Here is an 18102-nt window from a genome sequence, read left to right on the forward strand (position 1 = left end):
GGTAAGCCGGCGACCGTCGCGGGTCCGCCCCAGAGCGCGGTGGTGTCTATGTCTGGCCAGGGTGGAGCACAAGCCCTCCGTGGCCGCACCCGCGAATGCGAGGCGCTGAAGAACCTGGTCGCGACGGTGCGGTCGGGTAGTTGTCAGGTGCTGGTCCTGCGCGGCGAGGCGGGCGTCGGTAAGACGGCCCTGCTCGATTACGTCTGCGAAACCGCGTCCGGGTTCCAGATCGTGCACGTTGCCGGTGTGGAATCCGATATGGAACTCGCTTTCGCGGGGCTGCAACAGCTGTGCGCCCCGTTGATGGCGCATCTCGACGCGATCCCCGAACCACAACGCCAAGCGCTCAATGTCGCGTTCGGTCGCGGAGTCGGAGAGACACCCGACCGCTTCCTGGTCGGCCTCGCCGTGTTGAGCATGCTGGCCGCCGCGGCCGACGAACAACCGGTGCTCTGCGTCGTCGACGATGCGCAATGGCTTGACCAGGTTTCGGTGGAGACACTCGGTTTCATCGCGCGCCGGTTGCTCGCCGAACCCGTCGCGTTGGTGTTCGCCGTCCGTGACCGACCCGAACTGCTGGCCGGCCTGCCCGAGCTGCCGATCCACGGGCTGTCCGACACCGATGCGCGAGAACTGTTGGAATCGGTGATGTTCGGCGGTATCGACACTCGGGTGCGTGACCGCATCGTCGCCGAGACGCGCGGCATTCCGCTGGCCATCCTCGAGGTGCCGCGCAGCGTGTCGGCGACCGAACTCTCGGGTGGTTTCTGGATATCGGGTAAACGCTCGTCGGCGGCAGCGGTCGAACAGGGCTTCATCCGCCGTATCCAGGCGCTACCGCAACCCACCCGGCAATTGCTGCTCATCGCCGCCGCTGAACCCATCGGCGACGCGGCGTTGTTCCTCGGCGCCGCAGCGCAAATGGGCATCCCGGTCGACGAGCTCGCCCCCGCGGAAGCCGACGGACTCATCGAGTTCGGCCCACGGATGCGGTTCCATCACCCGCTGATCCGCTCGGCCGCCTACCGTGCAGCAGAGCTGCCGGACCGCCGTGCCGTCCACCGCGCCCTCGCCGACGTCACCGATCCTTTGGTCGACCCGGACCGCCGCGCGTGGCACGCGGCCAACGCCGCGGCGGGCCCAGACGAGGGGATCGCTGCCGAGCTGGAGAACTCCGCCGCCCGGGCCCAGGGCAGAGGCGGAATAGCCGCGGCGGCAACATTTTTGGAGCGCGCCACCGCGTTGACCTCCGACCCGTTGCTGCGTGGGGCGAGGGCACTGGCGGCCGCTTACGCCAAACGGGACGCCGCGGCACCGGGAGCTGCACACGAACTCCTCGCGATCGCTGAACTCGGCCCCCTGACCGACCTGCAGCGGGCACAGGTGGCGCGGCTGCGGGCACAGATGGACTTCGTCCGGAGCCGGGCGGGTGAAGCCGGTGCGCCGCGACTGGCACAGACCGCGCCACCGCTGCTGGACGCCGCCCGCCGCCTCCACGGTGTCGACGGTTATTCGTCCAGGGAGAGCTACCTCGAGGGAATCGCGGCTTTGATGTACGCGGGCCGCCTGGGGGAATCCGGTGCGCTCGTACGAGCTGCCGAGGATGCACGCGTTGCGCTGCAGGATGTCTCGGAACTGCCGCGCGCCATTGACCATCTGCTCAAAGGGGTGGCCGAACGGATCACCGGCGGGGTCGGACAGGGTTGGGCCGCGTTGCGGGCGGGGCTGGAGGCGATGTGTGAGCAGGCGGAGTCCGACGAAACCGCGGTCGGCCGATGGTTGAAGGTACCCGGATTCCCGATATTGCAGGAGTCCTCGGCCCACGAACTGTGGGACGAGCGGACATTGCGAAAGTTGTCGACCGCCGCAGTGCGCTATGCCCGTTCAACCGGGGCGCTCGCGGGCCTGCCGCGAGCACTCATCTACCGAGCCGGCGTCCACACTTTGGCCGGTGAATTCGCCACGGCAGCGGAGCTTCTCGAAGAGGCCGCGTCGATCACCGCGGCCACCGACCACAACTCCCCGGTGCGGTACCACTGGGTGCTGCTGAGCGCGTGGCGCGGCGACACGACGGAGGCCGTTCCGCTGCTCGAGAGCGCCGCGGCCGACGGAATCGCCAGTGGCGAAGGCCGTTTGCTCGGTCTGACGGGTTATGCGACCGCGTTGTTGTACAACGGGCTCGGCCGCTACGAGGAGGCGCTCGCCGCAGCGCGCGAGGCGTGTGACTACGACGACTTCGGAATCCACGGGTGGTGTCTTTTCGAACTTGTCGAGGCGGCGACGCGCGCCGGGGCCGAGGACGTGGCCAGATGGGCCCTCGGTCGTCTCGAAGAGCGGGCGGGCGCCAGCGGCACCGACTGGGGACTCGGCGCGGTGGCCAACGCGCAGGCCCTGTTGGCCGACAATGACGACGCGGATCGGCTGTTCACCGAGGCCATCGAACGCCTGGACCGTGCCGGCATCAACGTACACGTCGCGCGAGCCCGGCTGCTCTACGGCGAATGGCTGCGCCGGTCCAATCGCCGGATCGACGCCCGGCGCGAACTCACCGAAGCCCACGAGACGTTCACGCGCATCGGTGCGCAGGCCTTCGCCGAACGTGCGCGCCGCGAACTGGTGGCCACCGGTGAGAAGGTGCGCAAAAAGCAGTCGAGTTCGGGTGGTGGCGAGCTGACCGCCCAGGAAGCCCAGATCGCCCGGCTCGCCGCCGACGGTCTGACGAATCAGGAAATCGGGGCCCAGCTCTTCATCAGCACGCACACCGTCGAATGGCATCTGCGCAAGGTGTTCGTCAAGCTCGGCATCACCTCCCGCAGACAGCTTCGCACCGTCTCGTGGGCGAGTTAGATCGCTCGACCAGCTTGCCGTCCGCAGACACCGCGCACATCCTGCTCGCAACCTCTGAGGGAATGGTGTAGCGGGAGAGGGCTTTCCGTCAGTGGATCGGTCGAACGGATGGCCGGCGACCGAATCATCCGCGGAGTTCGTAGGACCCGGTGACCACGGGTGTTCGAGGGTTCGGCAGATCGCGGATCGGACGAGGCTGGAAGCACAGCCGAAAGGCGTGATCTTCGAAAAGCGGAGGAGTTATGGACGTCTACGACGCAGTCAAGAGCAGACGGGCGGTGCGGGGCTTCACCGACGAACCCGTCCCCTTGGAGGTGCTCGAGCGTGTGCTCGACGCCGCCAGGTGGTCGCCGTCGGGATCCAACCTGCAGCCGTGGCGCATCTACATCGTGACCGGTGAACCCCTGGAGCGGCTCAAGAAGCTCGCCACCGAGCGGGTGGCCGCCGGCGACCGGTGGGACGAGCGGGAGTACCAGCTGTATCCGTCCGAGCTGAAGTCGCCGTACGGCGAGCGCCGATCGGCGTTCGGCCGGGAGCGCTACAGCGCGCTCGGCATCGAGCGCGAGGACTGGGAAGCCCGGCAGCGGGCCGCGATCGCCAACTGGGACTGCTTCGGCGCCCCCGCGGCGCTGTTCTGCTACATCGACCGGGATCTCGGCCGGCCGCAATGGGCCGACGTCGGCATGTACCTGCAGACGGTCATGGTGCTCCTGCGGGCCGAGGGACTGGACAGCTGCCCGCAGATGGCCTGGTCGCAGGTCCGCGAAACCGTCGCGGACATCGTCGAACCGCCCGACGAGCTCATGCTGTTCTGCGGCATGTCGATCGGCTACCGGGACCCCGACGAGGTCTACATCCGCACAGGGCGGGCCCCGCTCGAGGAGACCGTCAGCTTCGTCGACGACTGACCCACTACGGACTACGGACCGTGGACTACGGGTTCTCAAGGGTTCCTTTTGCCTGAGCGCCGACGAGCGTGAGGTGTGACACCCGCGACTCGAGGAGACCGGATCATGACCATCACGTCCCTTCCCACCAGGACCACCTCGGACCCAGAACTCGCCGCACGGTTCACGCGCGACGTTCAACCCCTGTTCGAGGTACTGGCGCGGGGAGCGCGCCGGTTGGCCCGCAATGACGCGGATGCCGAGGACCTGCTCCAGGATGCGCTCCTGCACGCCTACAGCGGGTTCGAGTCCTTCCGGGAGGGCAGCAACCTCAAGGCGTGGCTGTTCCGCATCCTCCACAACCGCTGGGTCAGCGCGCACCGCTGCAAACAGCGCCGCGTGACCGAGGTCCCGGCGGACGACATGACCGAAGCCGAATTGTTCGGTTGTGCCGCACACCAACCCGGCGGGCTGCGATCGGCCGAGATCGAGGTGCTCGACGCCCTGCCCCACGGTGACGTCAAAGCGGCGATGGCCGCGATGCCGGAGGGTTTCCGCGAGGTTCTCTACTACGCCGACGTCGAGGGATACACCTACGCCGAGACGGCGAAGATCCTCGATATCCCGATGGGCACCGTGATGTCGCGGATCTCGCGTGCCAGGCAGCGACTGCGCGTCGCGCTGGCCCACCTCGCCCACGAACCCGCAGAAACCCTCGAACACTGCATCGCCTGACTGGAGAACACCAATGGAGTTGGCCTACAAGAACGCATTGATCACCGGTGGCACAGCCGGGATCGGGCTCGCCTGTGCGCGGCTGTTCGCGCGCGAGGGAGCCGCGGTGATCATCACCGGTCGAGACGGCAAACGAGGGGAGCGGGCCGCATCCGGTATCGACGGCAACGTGCGCTTCGTCCGTACCGACCTCTCGGACATGGATTCGGTCGCATCGCTGCTCGAGCAGGCCGGCGACGTCGACATCCTGGTCAACAACGCCGCCGCTTTTCCAGCGGCGACCACCGTCGATCAGCAGGTCGGCGCGTTCGAGCTGACCTTCGACACCAACGTGCGTGGATCGTACTTTCTGGCGGCGGGTCTGGTCCCGGGAATGCTGCAGCGAGGACACGGTTCGATCGTCAACGTCACCACGATGGTCGCGTCCAAAGGCGTGCCGGGAGCCGGCGTGTACAGCGCATCCAAGGCGGCCGTCGAGTCGCTGACCCGGACGTGGGCCGCCGAGTTCGGTCCGGGGGGCGTCCGTGTCAACAGCGTCGCCCCCGGTCCGACGAAAACCGAAGGGGTCGAGGCTGAATGGGGCGAGACCAATGAAGAGCTCGGCCGCGCGCTGCCCCTGGGGCGGACGGCGAAGCCCCGGGAGATCGCCGAGGCGGTGCTGTTTCTGGCCTCACCGCGCGCGAGCTTCATCACCGGCTCGGTGTTGCACGTCGACGGTGGCGGCTCGGCCACCTGACCCATCCAAAAAGACCGGAGGAGGACGACAATGACCGACACCCAGGACATCTCGTGGGAGAACGCCCTGACCGTCGTGCAGGAGGCGCAACCGCCATTCATCCCTGCAGACGCACATGCGATGACCGTCGTCATCGACTACCCGCCGGGAAGTCCCGGCGCCCCACCACACCGGCACCCCGGAGGGCCCGCATTCGGCTACATGCTCGAAGGCGAGATGTTGTTCGAACTGGAAGGCCAACCGCCGCGGGTGATCCGGGCCGGTGAGGCGTTCTGGGAACCCGGCGGCGACGTCATTCACTACTCCGACGCCAACAACCGCGACGACATGCGCTGTCGTTTCACCGTGACGATGCTGTGCGTTCCGGATCAGCCGATGTTGGTGTTGGTCGACGCGGCAGAACTCGCCGCGCGCAGGCACCTACGCGTGTCCGCCGACTCCGCTGTGCAGGAGTGAATTCCGATGTCGAAAATCCTGTTGCAGACGACGATCTGTGCTCATCCGGAGGACTGGGACGTCTCCAGGTTCTCGCTGCTGGCCGACGAACTGCGCACCGCAGGCCACGAGGTGGTCGCGCGCAACCGGGTCGACGGAGACGACGACCCCGTCCTCGGCCATCTCGACGAGCTCGGCTATGACCAGCTGTGGCTCATGGCCGTCGACGTCGGAAGCGGGTTAACCGAAGTCGAGGCCGCGGCGATCATGCGGTTTCGCCACGCCGGTGGTGGTGTGCTCACCGCGCGGGACCATCAGGATCTCGGATGTTGTCTCAACCGGCTCGGCTCACTCGGCCTCGTCAACGAGTTTCACGATGTCACAATCGATCCGGAGACGATGTGCGACGATCGCGACACCCCGGCCATCTCGTGGCCGAACTACCATTCCGGGGCCAACGGGGACTACCAGCGGGTGTTGACGTCCGAGCCGGCGCATGAGCTGCTGCGCACCGGTCGCACCGCCAGCGGGCGGATCGAATGGTTTCCCGCGCATCCGCACGAGGGGCTGGTCTCGGCGGACGGCGTGCCGAACGCCGCTGTGCTGGCGCAAGGCCGGAGTGCGACGACCGGTAGGGTGTTCAACCTCGCGGTTCTGCTCGACGGTGAGTGTGCGCCGGATGGCGGGCCGATGGGCCGGGCCGTCGCCGAGTCGACATTTCATCACTTCGCCGACTACAACTGGGATATCGACTGTGGGGCACCGTCGTTCGTGACCGAGCGGCCCGGCTCGCAGATCAAGCAGGATCCTGCTCGGCTGGGTGCGTTCAAGGACTATGTCCGCAACGTCGCGGAGTGGCTGCACCCAGCAGCCCGGTTGGCGGTGGCGGTCTGAGGTCTCTCATGCGCCGCGAGCGACCGCCGAATGTCGCCAGTGCGCGGCGTGTCGGTGCGCAAACACGGCCGCTCGCGGAAGGGGGGGTCAGCGCTTGCGGGCGCCGGCGCCGTAAATGATGTCGCTGCGGCCGGCGTCCCAATGGTTGCGGAAGACGACGTCGGCGATGGGGCGTCGGCGCACCGGGCCGTGCCTGCCGCGGGGCCAGCCCACGACGATATGCCCGGCCAGCGCCCACTCGTCGGGCACGCCGACCGCCGCACGGATCAGCGCCTCCCCGTCGTACGAGGCCCAGCTGGTGAAGCACGCTCCGAGGCCCTGCGCGCGGGCGGCCAGGTAGAAGTTCTGCATCGCTGGGAAGATCGAGCCGCCCTGCAGGAACTCCGAAGAGAACTCGTTGCGGAACGCGGTGAAGAGCACCGAGGTGAGTTCACCGGCGCGGTCGTGGAGTTCGTAGGTCGCGCGGTTGTTGCGGGCGGCCCGGCTGTGGTCGTCATCTGCGGGCCTGCTCATGCCGTAGATCGACTCGATGGACCGCAACGCCGCCTGAGCGGCTTGGGCGACGACGGCCCGCTGCTCGGGGGAGTCGAGTACGACGAACCGCCACAGCTGCGCGTTGGCGCCGTTGGGAGCCCAGGTCGCGGCCTCGAGGCACCGGTCGAGTGTCTCCGCGTCGACGGGTTCGTCGGCGAACCGGCGGATCGCCCGCGCGGTGGCCAGCGTCTCCCAGACATCGTTGGTGGGCTGCGGCATGCTGCTCCGTTCGGCGGTCCTGCTCCTGCCCGTCGACCTTAGCGGGAAGGACCGGCGCGTTGAGGGAATGCTATACGATCGTATAACGTGCTGTACGACCGTATAAGACGCCTTGGGAAGGGGCCCACATGACCACCGCCGACGATCTCGACCAGCTGCGGAGCCGGCTGCAGTACGTCGAGGACCGGATCGCGATCCTGGACTGTGTGATGAATCAGGCCCGCGGCCATGACCGTCACGATGCCGATCTGATGTCGAGCGTCTATTTCTCCGACGGCGTCGACGAACACGGTCCGGTGGTGAAGGTCGGCGCCGAGTACGCCGAGTACGCCAACGACGCCCACAGCGCGGTGTTCGAGGATCACCTGCACAACATCACCACCCACACCTGTGAAATCGACGGCGACGTAGCGCATGCCGAGAGCTACGTGATGGGCTCGATGCGGGCCAAGGGCGGCAAGGTGGTCGCGCTGATGGGCGGGCGCTACCTCGACCGCCTCGAACGTCGCGAGGGGGAGTGGAAGATCGCGCTGCGGCGCTGCACGATCGAATGGATGATGCAGGGCGACTCCTCGGTGCTGGCCTCCGGCGCGGTGAAGGGCTTCATCAAGGGCAAGTGGGACCGCACCGACTTGTCCTACGCCCGGCCGCTGGAGATAAACAGCGCGCCCGTCGACCGGTGGTGAGGCCTTGATGCACCTGGCCGGGCGGGTCGCGCTGATCACCGGCGGCGGGTCGGGCATTGGACGTGCTGCAGCGCAACGCCTTTCAGCCGAAGGTATGCGCCTTTGCGTGCTCGACATCGACGGCGACGCCGCGCGTGCGGTGGCCGAGCCGCTCGGTGGGCTGGCACTGGCGTGCGACGTCGCCGACGCCGACCAGGTGGAGACGGCGTTCGCGCAGTGCGTCGAAGAACTCGGCGGGCTCGATCTCGCATTGCTGAACGCCGGGATCACCATCCGATGGTCGGGCGACATCGGTGCGCTTGACCTCGCCGACTACCGAAAATCGTTGGGCGTGAACCTCGACGGTGTCGTGTATGGATTGGTCAACGCGGTGCGCACGATGCGGACCCTGGACGAGGCCGACCGTGCCATCCTGGCGACCGCATCGCTCGCCGGCCTCATGCCGTGGCATCCGGACCCGGTGTACTCGCTCGGCAAGCACGCCGTCGTCGGGTTGATGCGCTCGGTCGCTCCGAGCCTGGCCGCCGAGCACATCGCGGTGCACACCATCTGCCCGGGCATCACCGAAACCGGTGCCCTCGGGAACCGGCGGGCGCTGGTCGAGGGCATCGGAGTGCCGGTGATGGAGCCGGAAGCCAGCGCGGACGCCGTCGTCGCGGCGGTGACGGCGCCACTTGACACCTCCGGGTCATGCTGGGTCGTCCAGTATGGAACCGACCCGTGGCCAATGCAATTCGCCGACCTCGACACCCCCGACAGCCGGCTCAACGTGCCGGCGAGGCGCTCCCGACGCTGATCACCGCGCGCCGAGGGCCTCAGCCGAGCACCGCGGGCATCGAATCCCAACCACGTACCGCCGCCGTCGGCGCCCGCACGGCGTTGTCCGTGTCGATGGTCCAGTCGGGCCAGCGCTTGAGAATCTCCTCCAGGGCCACCCTGCCTTCGACCCGGGCCAGCGATGCGCCGAGGCAGAAATGTGTGCCCCGCCCGAACGACAGGTGGTTGTTGGCGACGCGGTGGATGTCGAAGGTGTCCGGATTGTCGAACTTGGCCTCGTCGCGGTTCGCCGATCCGCCCATCAACAGCAGCGCGCTGCCGACTGGAATCGTCTGCCCGTGGTACACGACGTCATTCGCGACGTAACGCGCGATGTGGTGTACCGGCGGCTCGTAACGCAGCACCTCCTCGACGGCGTTCGCGATCAGGCGCGGGTCCCTGCTCAACTCCCGCCGCTGGTCGGGGTGTTCGCCGAGCAGCTTGCCCAGCCACCCGAACAGCCGGCCCACGGTCTCGGTCCCGGCGTTGGCGATCACGCCGAGGAAGACCAGAAGCTCCTCGGTGTTCAACCGCCGCACCGTGCCGTCGATGTCGGTGAACTCGACGTTGAGCAGTTCGGTGACCAGATCGTCCGACGGGTTCTGCTCACGCCAGGCGACGTAGTCGGCAAACATGTTGCCGTTGAAGTAGTTGTCCTTGCTGACGGGTAATGGCTCACCCGGCTTGTTACGGAGCCGACGACCGGCGACACGGCGCACCGATCGCTGCAGCGAGTCCGGCATGCCGACCAGCATCCCGATGACGCGCATCGGCATCTCGGCGCCGAGGTCCGTGGTGAAGTCGAAGCGATCGCCGTCGCGTAACGGATCCAGGCAGGCCGCGCAGAAGGCGCGCACCTGGTCCTCGATGGCCGCCATCTTGCGCGGGGTGAATGCGCGGGAAACCAACAGGCGGTGCACGGTGTGCAGGGGCGGGTCCTCGTTGATGAAGACGCCCAGTGGCATGACCGGTTCGGCCTTGACCACCTCGAGGATGTCACCCTTGGCCGAGCTGAGGTTCTCGACGTCGCGCAGCGCCGCCTCCACATCGGCGAACCGGCTCAGGCCCCAGAACCCGAACTTGTCGTTGTAGTACACCGGCGCCTCGTCGCGCAGCCGCCGGTACACCGGATACGGGTCGACATCGATCGCCACGTCGTACGGGTCGTAGTACAGCTCGTCGGTGATGGGCGCGGTCACGATGCGAGCCTTCGGGCCGTACCTGCGCTTGTTGTACGAACGTATGGCATTGTACGATCGTATGGCACAACCGGCGGCGGCGTAAAGGAGCGTGAGCGTGGACCTCGGTTTCGTCTCGCTCAACACACCGCGCGACCTCCCATCCGACGTTCTTGCCGTCGAGCTCGAAGCCCGTGGATTCGAGTCGCTGTGGGTCGGCGAACACCCGCAGATTCCCGTGGCCGCCCGCGGCCAGCTCCCCGCCGGCCTGCTCGACGCGCAGAAACAGATGTGGGATCCATTCCTGTCGCTGCTGGTCGCTGTCCGGGCGACGACGACGTTACGGGCCGGCACCTCGGTGGTATTGCCCCTGGAGCACGAATTGTTCACGTTCGCAAAACAAGTCGCGACTCTGGATCAACTGAGCCAGGGGCGCCTCGTGCTCGGCGTGGGGGTCGGAATGCGCGCGGAACTGGAGACGAGCAGCCCGATCGCGTGGAAGGACCGGTACCGGGCGCTGGCCGACATGGTCGCTGCGCTGAAGAAGCTGTGGACCCACGACGAACCCGAACACCACGGAGAGTTCTACGAATTCGAGCCGGTCTGGTCCCAGCCCAAGCCGTTCCAGCGACCGAACCCACCGCTGTTGGCCGCCACCACCGGGCCGAAGGCGACACGCGAGTGCTTGGCCTGGGCCGACGGCTGGCTGCCCGGGGATGCCGCGTTCCGCGATCTTGCCGCGGCACTGGCCGACTACCGGCATGCGGCCGAGGACGCGGGCCGCGACCCGGCGACGCTGGACCTGACGGTCATGGCCTGGGGTGACCCGAAACCCGAGCGACTCACCCGGTACCGGGACCTCGGCTTCAACCGTGTCGTGCTGGGCGGCGGCCGCCGCGACGGTAACGACCCGTCGACGACCCTGGACTACCTGGATCGCTACGCGAGTGTCGTCAACGAACTCCGTTGACCGGCAACCTGATAGACCGCACCAGAACGGAAAGGACGTGCATGTGAACGACAAATTCTCGATGGAGGAACGGGTCGCGGTCATCACCGGCGGCGGGACCGGCATCGGCCGCGGTTCGGCACTGACGCTGGCCGAGCGCGGCGCCGACATCGTGCTCGCCGGCCGCCGGACCGAACCGCTGAAATCCACCGTCACCGAGATCGAGGCGCTCGGGCGCCGCGCGCTCGCCGTGCCGACGGACGTGACCCAGGCCGACGCATGCCGCGAGCTGGTCGCCACGACACTGGCCGAGTTCGGTCGCCTCGACGTACTGGTGAACAACGCCGGCGGCGGTGAGACGAAGTCGATCATGAAGTGGACCGACGATGAATGGCAGCACGTCCTCGACCTGAACCTGTCCAGTGCCTGGTACCTGTCCCGCGCCGCGGTCGAGCCGATGATCAAGCAGGGCAAGGGGGCAATCGTCAACATCTCGTCGGGTGCCAGCCTGCTCGCCATGCCCCAGGCGGTCGCCTACGCCGCGGCCAAGGCCGGCCTGAACAACCTGACCGGATCGATGGCGGCCGCCTGGACCCGCAAAGGCGTGCGGGTCAACGCGATCGCCTGCGGAGCCATTCGTACGCCGGGCCTCGAATCCGACGCGCAGCGCCAAGGTTTCGACATCGACATGATCGGCCAGACAAACGGCGCCGGGCGTGTCGGCGAACCCGACGAGATCGGCCACGGCGTACTGTTCTTCGCCTCCGACGCCTCCAGCTTCTGCTCGGGCCAGACGCTCTATATGCACGGCGGCCCCGGCCCGGCGGGGGTGTGACATGGGCGTCAGTCATGTCGGTCTGCGCGTTCGCGACCTCGACGCGTCCAAGCGGTTCTACGAGGCGCTCGGCTTCACCGAAGTGAAGAGGATGACCATCCCCGACGAGATGGCCGCCGGGCTTCTTCCGCTCTCAACGCCGATCGGGTTCGAAGCCGCCTATCTGCAGCAGGATGACGGCTTCGTCCTGCAACTGCTGACGTTCTCGGGGCACCCCGCGCCCGATGAGCCCGAACGCGGCATGGTCGGTGCCGGCCTCACCCACCTGTCGATCGCCGTCGACGACATTGCCGCGGCACAGGCGGCGCTCACCTCCGCAGGCGGCACGATCGTCGCCGACCCGGGCGGCGGATTCGCTTGCATGGCGCGCGATCCCGAGGGCCAGCTGATCGAGTTGGTGCACAACAAGGTGCGACCGGTGCCCCCCGCCTGAACCCGCTAGAAATCGATCACCGCAGCCTCTTTGCGCTCGGTGATCGGGCGGGCCAGGCCTTGCTCGTCGCAGATCCGCTGCAACCGGTCCACCGTTTCGTCCAGTCCCGGTCCGAGTGCCCGACCGGGCGTGAACGTCGCGGGCAGGTGACGCATGCCCTGGATGACGCCGATGGTGTCGTAGTGAACGGTGCCGTCCGGATCACATCGGTAGTCGGGCATACGGTCGAGCACCGCGCACAGCATGGATTTGAACACCGTCCGCGCGACGTTGGAACCGATGCATCGGTGAACTCCGAGCCCGAAACTGAAGTGGCGGTTCGCCTTCCGGTCGAGCACGAGGTCATCGGGATCGTCGAACAGCGATGGGTCGCGATTCGCCATCGCCCACGACAGCCACAGGCGCTCGCCTTCTTTGAGCACGACGCCGTCGAGATCCATGTCCGCCGAGATCGTCCGGGCATCACCCGGCGCGGGGGTGAAGTAGCGCAAGAACTCCTCGGTGGCCGGGTTGAGCAACGCCGCACGGTGCGTGGTGAGTCGCTCGCGTTCGTCGGTGTGCTCACCGAGCCATTCGAGCGCGTGTGCGGTCAGAGCCGTCGTGGTATCGAAGCCTCCACCGATGAGCAGGTTGAGCATGCCGATGAGCTCGATATCGGGTGGCGCCTCACCGTCGATCCGTAACCGGGCCAGCGCGTCGATGATGCCCGGACGCGGGTTGTCGCGGATCTCGGCGAGATTGGTGAACAGGTCGACGCCCATCGCCATGTACAGCTCCCGAACACGTTCTGCATTGGGTGAGTCCGGCGGGGTGTAGACCGACGCGTGTGCCGGTTCGTTGTACATCCGCCACTTGGCCAGCGGGACGCCCAGCATGGCCAGCGTCAACACGGCGGGCACGACATTGGCGAGGTCGTCGACGAAATCGATTCGGCCCGACTCGATGTGGTCGTCCAGGCAGGCGCGTACCACCTCGTCGACGAACGGCTGCCACCGCTTGACCGCCGCCGGAGACAGGTAGGGGTTCAACGCGTCGCGGTAGTAACGGTGCTCGGGGTCGTCCATCTCCAGCATCCCGCCGCGAAAATTGCCCGCATCGAGCATGGTCGGAATCGAGATGCCCTTGTACCCGCGCCGCTCGTTGTGTACATCGTGGTCGTTGGACACGTGCGGGCACCGGGCGAGTTCGAAGACCTCGTGACCACCCGCGGCGACCCAGTGCCCGCCGTAGGTACCGGTCCACGCGAGCGGGCACGTGCGATGCATCTCGTGGGTGATGTTCAGGAACTGGTTGCGGTACTCCGGCCGGTGGCGGTCGAAGTGGTATTCGTGCCGTGCAATCTCGTCGGTTGCACTCACAACACCGCTCCTCCATTCACTCCGATGACCTGACCGGTGACGTAACCCGCACCCTCCGAGCACAAGAACGCACAGGTGGCCGCGACGTCGTCGGCGGTGCCAAGGCGTCCGGCGGGAATGGCGCGCACCAGCATCTCGGCCGGCGGCAGCTTCTTGGCGCGCTGTTGTTCGCGCAACATCGGGGTGTCTATGACGAACGGCGGGACGGTGTTGGCGGTGATTCCCCTCGACGCATACTCCGCGGCGACCGTCTTGGTCATCGCGATGACCCCACCCTTGGTCGCCGAGTAGTGACCCTGGCGGACGGCGCCGTTCTGACCCGCGGCCGAAGAGATCGTCACGATCCGCCCCCACTGCGATGCGACCATGTCGGGCAGCGCGGCCTGTATACACAGGAAGGTGCCCGTCAGGTTGACCGCGAGGTAGCGGTTCCACTCGTCGAGGGTGATCTCGTCGAACTTCGTGAACCCGGCCAGCGCGGCACTGGTCACGAGAATTTCGGTCGGGCCCAACGACTTCCGTGCCGTCTCGAAAGCCCGATGCACGGCTGCCTGATCGGATACGTCGGCACAGATACCGACCGCCTGGATTCCCGTTGCCTGCAGCTCGTCGGCGGCCTGGAGTGCGGCGGCGCCGTTGACATCCAGCACCGCGACGGAATGTCCGTCGCGGGCGAGATGTTCGGCAATCGAGCGGCCCAGTCCCGAGCCGCCGCCGGTGACCACTGCCACGCGGTTCACGTCGTCCATCCCCTCGCCAGAGCGCTGCCTGCTGTACGAACGTACAACCTATGCAATCGTATAGCAAGGTCAGCGGCGAGCGCTCGGCCCCTTTTTCGGCTTGCGACGTGCGGGCCGCGGTTCGATCGCGTCGAGGTACTTCTCGACCGCCTTGACGACCTCGGCGTGGGCCGCGTCGACGCCGACACCCTCCTCGAGGTTGAGGAACTTGGGGATTCCGGTGATCAGCAGGACGGCGGCGCCCAGCGACAGGTTTCCCTCGAACCGGGTGCGAGCGCCGTACCGCTGCGCCAGCGCGTCGACCTGGATCTTGCGGACCCGGTTGGTGACCTCGGCGATCTCCGAGGCGATGGACTTCCGATGGTTGCCCAGGGCCATGAACTCGGTGATCAGTGCGCCGGTCGCCTCGTCCCAGCTGTACTCCCACAGGGCGTGCAAGGGGTCCTCGGACCGCGTCTCGAGCGCCTTGCTCAACACCGCGAGATTGCGCTCGGAGTAACGGCGGATCGCGGCGAGGAAGATGTCGTCGAGCGAGGGGAAGTAGTACTGCACCAGGCTCGCGGTGACGCCCGCTCGGGCCGCCAGCGCGCGGTAGCTCACGCTGGCGTATCCCTCTTCGAGCATCATCTTCTCGACGGAGTCGAGCAGGGTGTCACGCGTCTTGGACGTCTCCGCGCCGACACGGCGGGGCGCTGCTGCCATCGTCACCTCTCAGATTGGCTGACGAACATTCTCGCACCCGTCGCGCCGCGGCCCTCAGCTGAACATGCCTCGATATCCGAACGCCGGATGTCGTCGGCTGATGTGGGGATCGTCGGCGCCGAAGATCTTCTCCCGCAGCGTGCCGGGACGGTACTCGGCGGACCCGTTGCACTCGCCCTGCACCCCGAGCGTGTCGGTGAAGAAGAACTCGTCGATCTTGGCGGCCTCGGCCTTGCGCGCCAGGTCCGGCCACAGGTCGAAAGTCTTGAAATCCCGGTTGCGGGCGCGCGGATACCGACAGCCGCCGTCGAAGTTGTGACCGACCGAGTTCATCACGAGCAGGGTGAAGATCATGCGCTTGGCCATCGACTCGCTCCTCATTCGTCCCTATACGGTCGTACAGCCGATGCTATATGCTCGTACAAACTTTCCGAGGAGAAACGGTGTGAGCGACCTTTACTACGACCCCTGGGACGTCGCAATCGATCTCGACCCCTATCCGACGTACCGCAGACTGCGTGACGAGGCTCCGCTGTATCACAATGAGCGCCACGGCTTCTGGGCCGTCAGCCGCTATGACGACGTAGACGCCGCGTTGCGGGACACGGCGCGGCTCAGCTCGGCCAAGGGCGACATTCTCGAGGTCGTCATGGTCGACCCGGTGATGCCGCCGGGAGTGTTCATCAACGAGGACCCGCCGCTGCACACCATCCACCGCGCGATCGTGTCCCGGGCCTTCACACCCAAGCGGATCAGGGCGGTCGAGGAGAAGGTCCGGGCCTTCTGCGTCGCGTGTCTGGACCCGTTGACCGATGGGGACCGTTTCGACTTCGTGGTCGACCTCGGCGCCGAACTGCCCATGAAGACCATCGGCATGCTGGTCGGTATCCCCGACGCCGAACAACCTGCGGTCCGGGCCCACGCCCACGAGACGCTGCGCAACGAGCCGGGCAAGCCGTTGCCGGTGGACAAGGACCACTACTTCGACGGAGACATGTTCGCCGATTACGTTGCGTGGCGCGAGGACAACCCGTCCGACGACCTGATCACCGAACTGCTCAACGTGGAGTTCACAGATGAGACGGGCGCCGTCCGCGGGCTCACCAAAGAGGAGATCGTCGTTTTTCTGGCTGTCGTGGCCGGTGCGGGTGTCGAGACAACCGGCCGGCTGTTCGGCTGGATGGGCAAGGTGCTCAACGAACATCCGGATCAGCGCAAGGAGCTGGCCGCCGACCTGTCCCTGGTGCCGGGCGCCATCGAAGAACTGTTGCGCTACGAGCCGCCGGGTCCGCACGTCGCGCGCTACGTCGCCACCGAGGACGTGCAGTTCCAGGGACAAACCGTGCCTGCGGGCAGCGCGCTGTTGATGATGCTGGCGTCGGCCAATCGCGACGAGCGCCACTTCGCCGACCCCGACCGCTTCGACATCCACCGCAAGCCCGGCGGGCATTTGACCTTCGGCCGTGGTGCGCACTTCTGCGTCGGTGCACCGCTGGCCCGGTTGGAAGGCCGCATCGCGTTGGAGGAGGTTCTCAAACGCTGGCCCGAGTGGCACATCGACCTTGAGAACGCCCGCCGCTCAAGGTCGTCCACCGTGCGCGGGTGGGACACCATGCCGGCGGTCGTCAGCCGTCGCTGATCCGGTCGGCGGCCCGCCAGGCCATCGTCATGATCGGCCACGGTTCACTACGCCGGTCCCGGACCGCCGGCCTCGACCACCAGAACCGAGACTCGGGGATCGGCTGACAATCGGTTGGCGAGAACACATCCGGCCGATCCGGCCCCGGCGACGATGTAGTCGTACGTGGTCATCCTGGTCCTTCCGAGCCCGGGTCGAACTGATCCGCTGTACGAGCGTACAGTACAGCCTCGAAGTCGATCCGACGTTCGAGGAGAGTGATCAGGTGAGCGGGACCGTCGCGGTGGTGACAGGGGCCAGCCGCGGTGCCGGGGCGGGTATCGCACGCGCGCTGGGCAGCCACGGGTGCACCGTCTACGTCACGGGGCGAACCGAGAAAGGCCACAGCGCAGAGGGTTCGAGACTTTCGGGCACGATCGATGAGACCGCACAGGCAGTCACCGACGCGGGAGGCAACGGCATCGCCGTGCGCGTCGACCACAGTGACGACGATCAGGTCAAGGCGCTGTTCGATCGAATACGGCGCGAGCAGGGCCGCGTCGACATCCTGGTGAACAATGCGGCGCTGATCCGCGACGAGATGATGGGCCGCACGAAGTTCTGGGAAGAACCGCTGAACGTCATCGACACCCTCGACGTCGGGTTGCGCAGCAGCTATGTCGCAACCGTCTACGCCGCGCCGCTGATGCTCCCCCAACGCAGCGGCCTGGTCGCGTTCACGTCGTCGTCGGGCGCCGCGCATTACGCATTCGGCCCGGCGTATGGGGTGCCGAAGGCCGGCACCGACAAGATGGCCGCCGACATGGCGTTCGACTTCCGCGAGTTCGGCATCGCCGCGGTGTCCATCTGGATGGGTTCGCTGTTGACCGAGCGGGTCCGCGGGATCATCGCCAGCAACCCCGAAAAGTTCGGGCACATCCTGGAGACGGCCGAAACACCCGAGCTGACCGGGCATGTCATCTGGGCGCTGTATCGGGATCCGGATCTGTTGGAGGTGAGCGGCCAAACGCTCATCGGGGCGGAGTTGGCGGTCAAGTACGGCATCAAAGACGACGGCGATCGTCAGCCACCGTCGTACCGCGACATGTTCGACGTTCACCCGGCCAAGCAGTATCCGCACGTCATACGGTGATCTGCGCACGCTGGCGGGGGTGTGAGCGTGCGCGAACCGCCGAAATTTCGCGGCGCGTCGTGTGCAGACATGCACGCTCGCGGGTATTCGGAGGGCACGTGCACCCACCAGCGAGGAGGCCACCATGGCGAAGGATCACGGGTCCAGCGTCAAGAACGACAAGCAGTACGAGGGTCTGCGCAAGAAGGGCATGAGCAAGTCCCGCGCGGCGGCCATCGCGAACACTCCCGACGCGTCGAAGAAGGGCGGCAAGAATTCCGGCGGCGGGAAGAAATCTGGCGGATCGAAGAAGAGCTGACGATGACTTTCGGCCGCTGAATCGGTCATAACCTGCGACAGCACCACCA

20 protein-coding genes and 1 pseudogene are annotated in these 18102 nt (G+C 66.9%); 14 read left to right on the plus strand and 7 right to left on the minus strand.

Annotated features, from left to right (window positions below; all coding sequences use genetic code 11):
• Positions 1-48 precede the first annotated feature (48 nt).
• The 6 genes from AU197_RS07855 to AU197_RS07880 all read left to right on the plus strand — a co-directional run bounded on the left by AU197_RS07855 (position 49) and on the right by AU197_RS07880 (position 6534).
• On the plus strand, positions 49-2847 hold the full coding sequence (locus AU197_RS07855; RefSeq protein WP_064401967.1) for a helix-turn-helix transcriptional regulator: 2799 nt from the start codon (positions 49-51) through the stop codon (positions 2845-2847).
• A gap of 242 nt (positions 2848-3089) precedes the next feature.
• Positions 3090-3755, plus strand: coding sequence for a nitroreductase (locus AU197_RS07860; protein WP_064401968.1), 666 nt, complete (start codon positions 3090-3092; stop codon positions 3753-3755).
• 105 nt (positions 3756-3860) lie between these two features.
• The gene (locus tag AU197_RS07865; protein WP_064401969.1) at positions 3861-4469 is read left to right on the plus strand and encodes a sigma-70 family RNA polymerase sigma factor; all 609 of its coding nucleotides are present in this window, start codon (positions 3861-3863) and stop codon (positions 4467-4469) included.
• A gap of 13 nt (positions 4470-4482) precedes the next feature.
• Positions 4483-5205, plus strand: a complete 723-nt coding sequence (locus AU197_RS07870) for an SDR family NAD(P)-dependent oxidoreductase (protein ID WP_064401970.1) — start codon at positions 4483-4485, stop codon at positions 5203-5205.
• A gap of 30 nt (positions 5206-5235) precedes the next feature.
• The gene (locus tag AU197_RS07875) at positions 5236-5661 is read left to right on the plus strand and encodes a cupin domain-containing protein (RefSeq protein ID WP_064401971.1); all 426 of its coding nucleotides are present in this window, start codon (positions 5236-5238) and stop codon (positions 5659-5661) included.
• A gap of 6 nt (positions 5662-5667) precedes the next feature.
• Complete coding sequence (locus tag AU197_RS07880; protein WP_064401972.1) at positions 5668-6534, plus strand: hypothetical protein; 867 nt, start codon at positions 5668-5670, stop codon at positions 6532-6534.
• A gap of 87 nt (positions 6535-6621) precedes the next feature.
• Here the strand turns inward: AU197_RS07880 and AU197_RS07885 are convergent, their stop codons facing one another.
• Positions 6622-7287, minus strand: coding sequence for a nitroreductase family protein (locus AU197_RS07885; protein ID WP_064401973.1), 666 nt, complete (start codon positions 7285-7287; stop codon positions 6622-6624).
• 128 nt (positions 7288-7415) lie between these two features.
• Between AU197_RS07885 and AU197_RS07890 the strand changes: the two genes are divergently transcribed.
• Together AU197_RS07890 and AU197_RS07895 are read left to right on the plus strand one after the other, a co-directional pair.
• Positions 7416-7973, plus strand: coding sequence for a nuclear transport factor 2 family protein (locus AU197_RS07890; protein ID WP_064401974.1), 558 nt, complete (start codon positions 7416-7418; stop codon positions 7971-7973).
• Between the two features lie 7 nt (positions 7974-7980).
• Positions 7981-8769 (plus strand): SDR family oxidoreductase, encoded by a 789-nt coding sequence (locus tag AU197_RS07895; RefSeq protein ID WP_064401975.1) that lies wholly within the window; start codon positions 7981-7983, stop codon positions 8767-8769.
• Between the two features lie 19 nt (positions 8770-8788).
• Here AU197_RS07895 and AU197_RS07900 read toward each other — a convergent pair whose 3' ends face one another.
• Positions 8789-9988, minus strand: coding sequence for a cytochrome P450 (locus tag AU197_RS07900; protein ID WP_231744857.1), 1200 nt, complete (start codon positions 9986-9988; stop codon positions 8789-8791).
• 97 nt (positions 9989-10085) lie between these two features.
• On the opposite strand from AU197_RS07900, the gene AU197_RS07905 reads away from it, so the two are divergent.
• The 3 genes from AU197_RS07905 to AU197_RS07915 are packed head-to-tail and all read left to right on the plus strand — an operon-like array spanning position 10086 to position 12184.
• Positions 10086-10937 (plus strand): TIGR03619 family F420-dependent LLM class oxidoreductase, encoded by an 852-nt coding sequence (locus AU197_RS07905; protein ID WP_064402019.1) that lies wholly within the window; start codon positions 10086-10088, stop codon positions 10935-10937.
• 43 nt (positions 10938-10980) lie between these two features.
• A complete protein-coding gene (locus AU197_RS07910) occupies positions 10981-11751 on the plus strand; it encodes an SDR family NAD(P)-dependent oxidoreductase (RefSeq protein ID WP_064401976.1) in 771 nt (256 codons plus the stop codon).
• Between the two features lies 1 nt (position 11752).
• On the plus strand, positions 11753-12184 hold the full coding sequence (locus tag AU197_RS07915; RefSeq protein ID WP_064401977.1) for a VOC family protein: 432 nt from the start codon (positions 11753-11755) through the stop codon (positions 12182-12184).
• A 5-nt stretch (positions 12185-12189) separates the two neighbouring features.
• Here the strand turns inward: AU197_RS07915 and AU197_RS07920 are convergent, their stop codons facing one another.
• From AU197_RS07920 to AU197_RS07935, 4 genes are all read right to left on the minus strand, one after another.
• Positions 12190-13542, minus strand: a complete 1353-nt coding sequence (locus tag AU197_RS07920; protein ID WP_064401978.1) for a cytochrome P450 — start codon at positions 13540-13542, stop codon at positions 12190-12192.
• A complete protein-coding gene (locus AU197_RS07925) occupies positions 13539-14282 on the minus strand; it encodes an SDR family NAD(P)-dependent oxidoreductase (RefSeq protein WP_064402020.1) in 744 nt (247 codons plus the stop codon). The genes AU197_RS07920 and AU197_RS07925 overlap by 4 nt, the downstream gene beginning before the upstream one ends.
• A 69-nt stretch (positions 14283-14351) precedes the next feature.
• Positions 14352-14984 carry a TetR/AcrR family transcriptional regulator gene (locus tag AU197_RS07930; RefSeq protein ID WP_064402021.1) on the minus strand — a complete coding sequence of 211 codons (633 nt, stop codon included), beginning with the start codon at positions 14982-14984 and terminating at the stop codon, positions 14352-14354.
• A 54-nt stretch (positions 14985-15038) separates the two neighbouring features.
• Complete coding sequence (locus AU197_RS07935) at positions 15039-15350, minus strand: hypothetical protein (protein WP_064401979.1); 312 nt, start codon at positions 15348-15350, stop codon at positions 15039-15041.
• Positions 15351-15429: 79 nt separating this feature from the next.
• Between AU197_RS07935 and AU197_RS07940 the strand changes: the two genes are divergently transcribed.
• Positions 15430-16623 (plus strand): cytochrome P450, encoded by a 1194-nt coding sequence (locus tag AU197_RS07940; RefSeq protein WP_064401980.1) that lies wholly within the window; start codon positions 15430-15432, stop codon positions 16621-16623.
• A 62-nt stretch (positions 16624-16685) separates the two neighbouring features.
• On the opposite strand, the pseudogene AU197_RS25945 reads toward AU197_RS07940, so the two are convergent.
• Positions 16686-16796: pseudogene (locus AU197_RS25945) on the minus strand (lycopene cyclase family protein); the annotation flags it as partial.
• Positions 16797-16888: 92 nt separating this feature from the next.
• On the opposite strand from AU197_RS25945, the gene AU197_RS07945 reads away from it, so the two are divergent.
• Both AU197_RS07945 and AU197_RS26445 read left to right on the plus strand, forming a co-directional pair.
• Positions 16889-17755, plus strand: coding sequence for an SDR family NAD(P)-dependent oxidoreductase (locus tag AU197_RS07945; RefSeq protein ID WP_064401981.1), 867 nt, complete (start codon positions 16889-16891; stop codon positions 17753-17755).
• A gap of 124 nt (positions 17756-17879) precedes the next feature.
• Positions 17880-18053 carry a DUF7218 family protein gene (locus AU197_RS26445; RefSeq protein WP_197415482.1) on the plus strand — a complete coding sequence of 58 codons (174 nt, stop codon included), beginning with the start codon at positions 17880-17882 and terminating at the stop codon, positions 18051-18053.
• Positions 18054-18102: the final 49 nt, after the last annotated feature.

This window comes from Mycobacterium sp. IS-1590 (assembly GCF_001500025.1).
Classification (GTDB): domain Bacteria; phylum Actinomycetota; class Actinomycetes; order Mycobacteriales; family Mycobacteriaceae; genus Mycobacterium.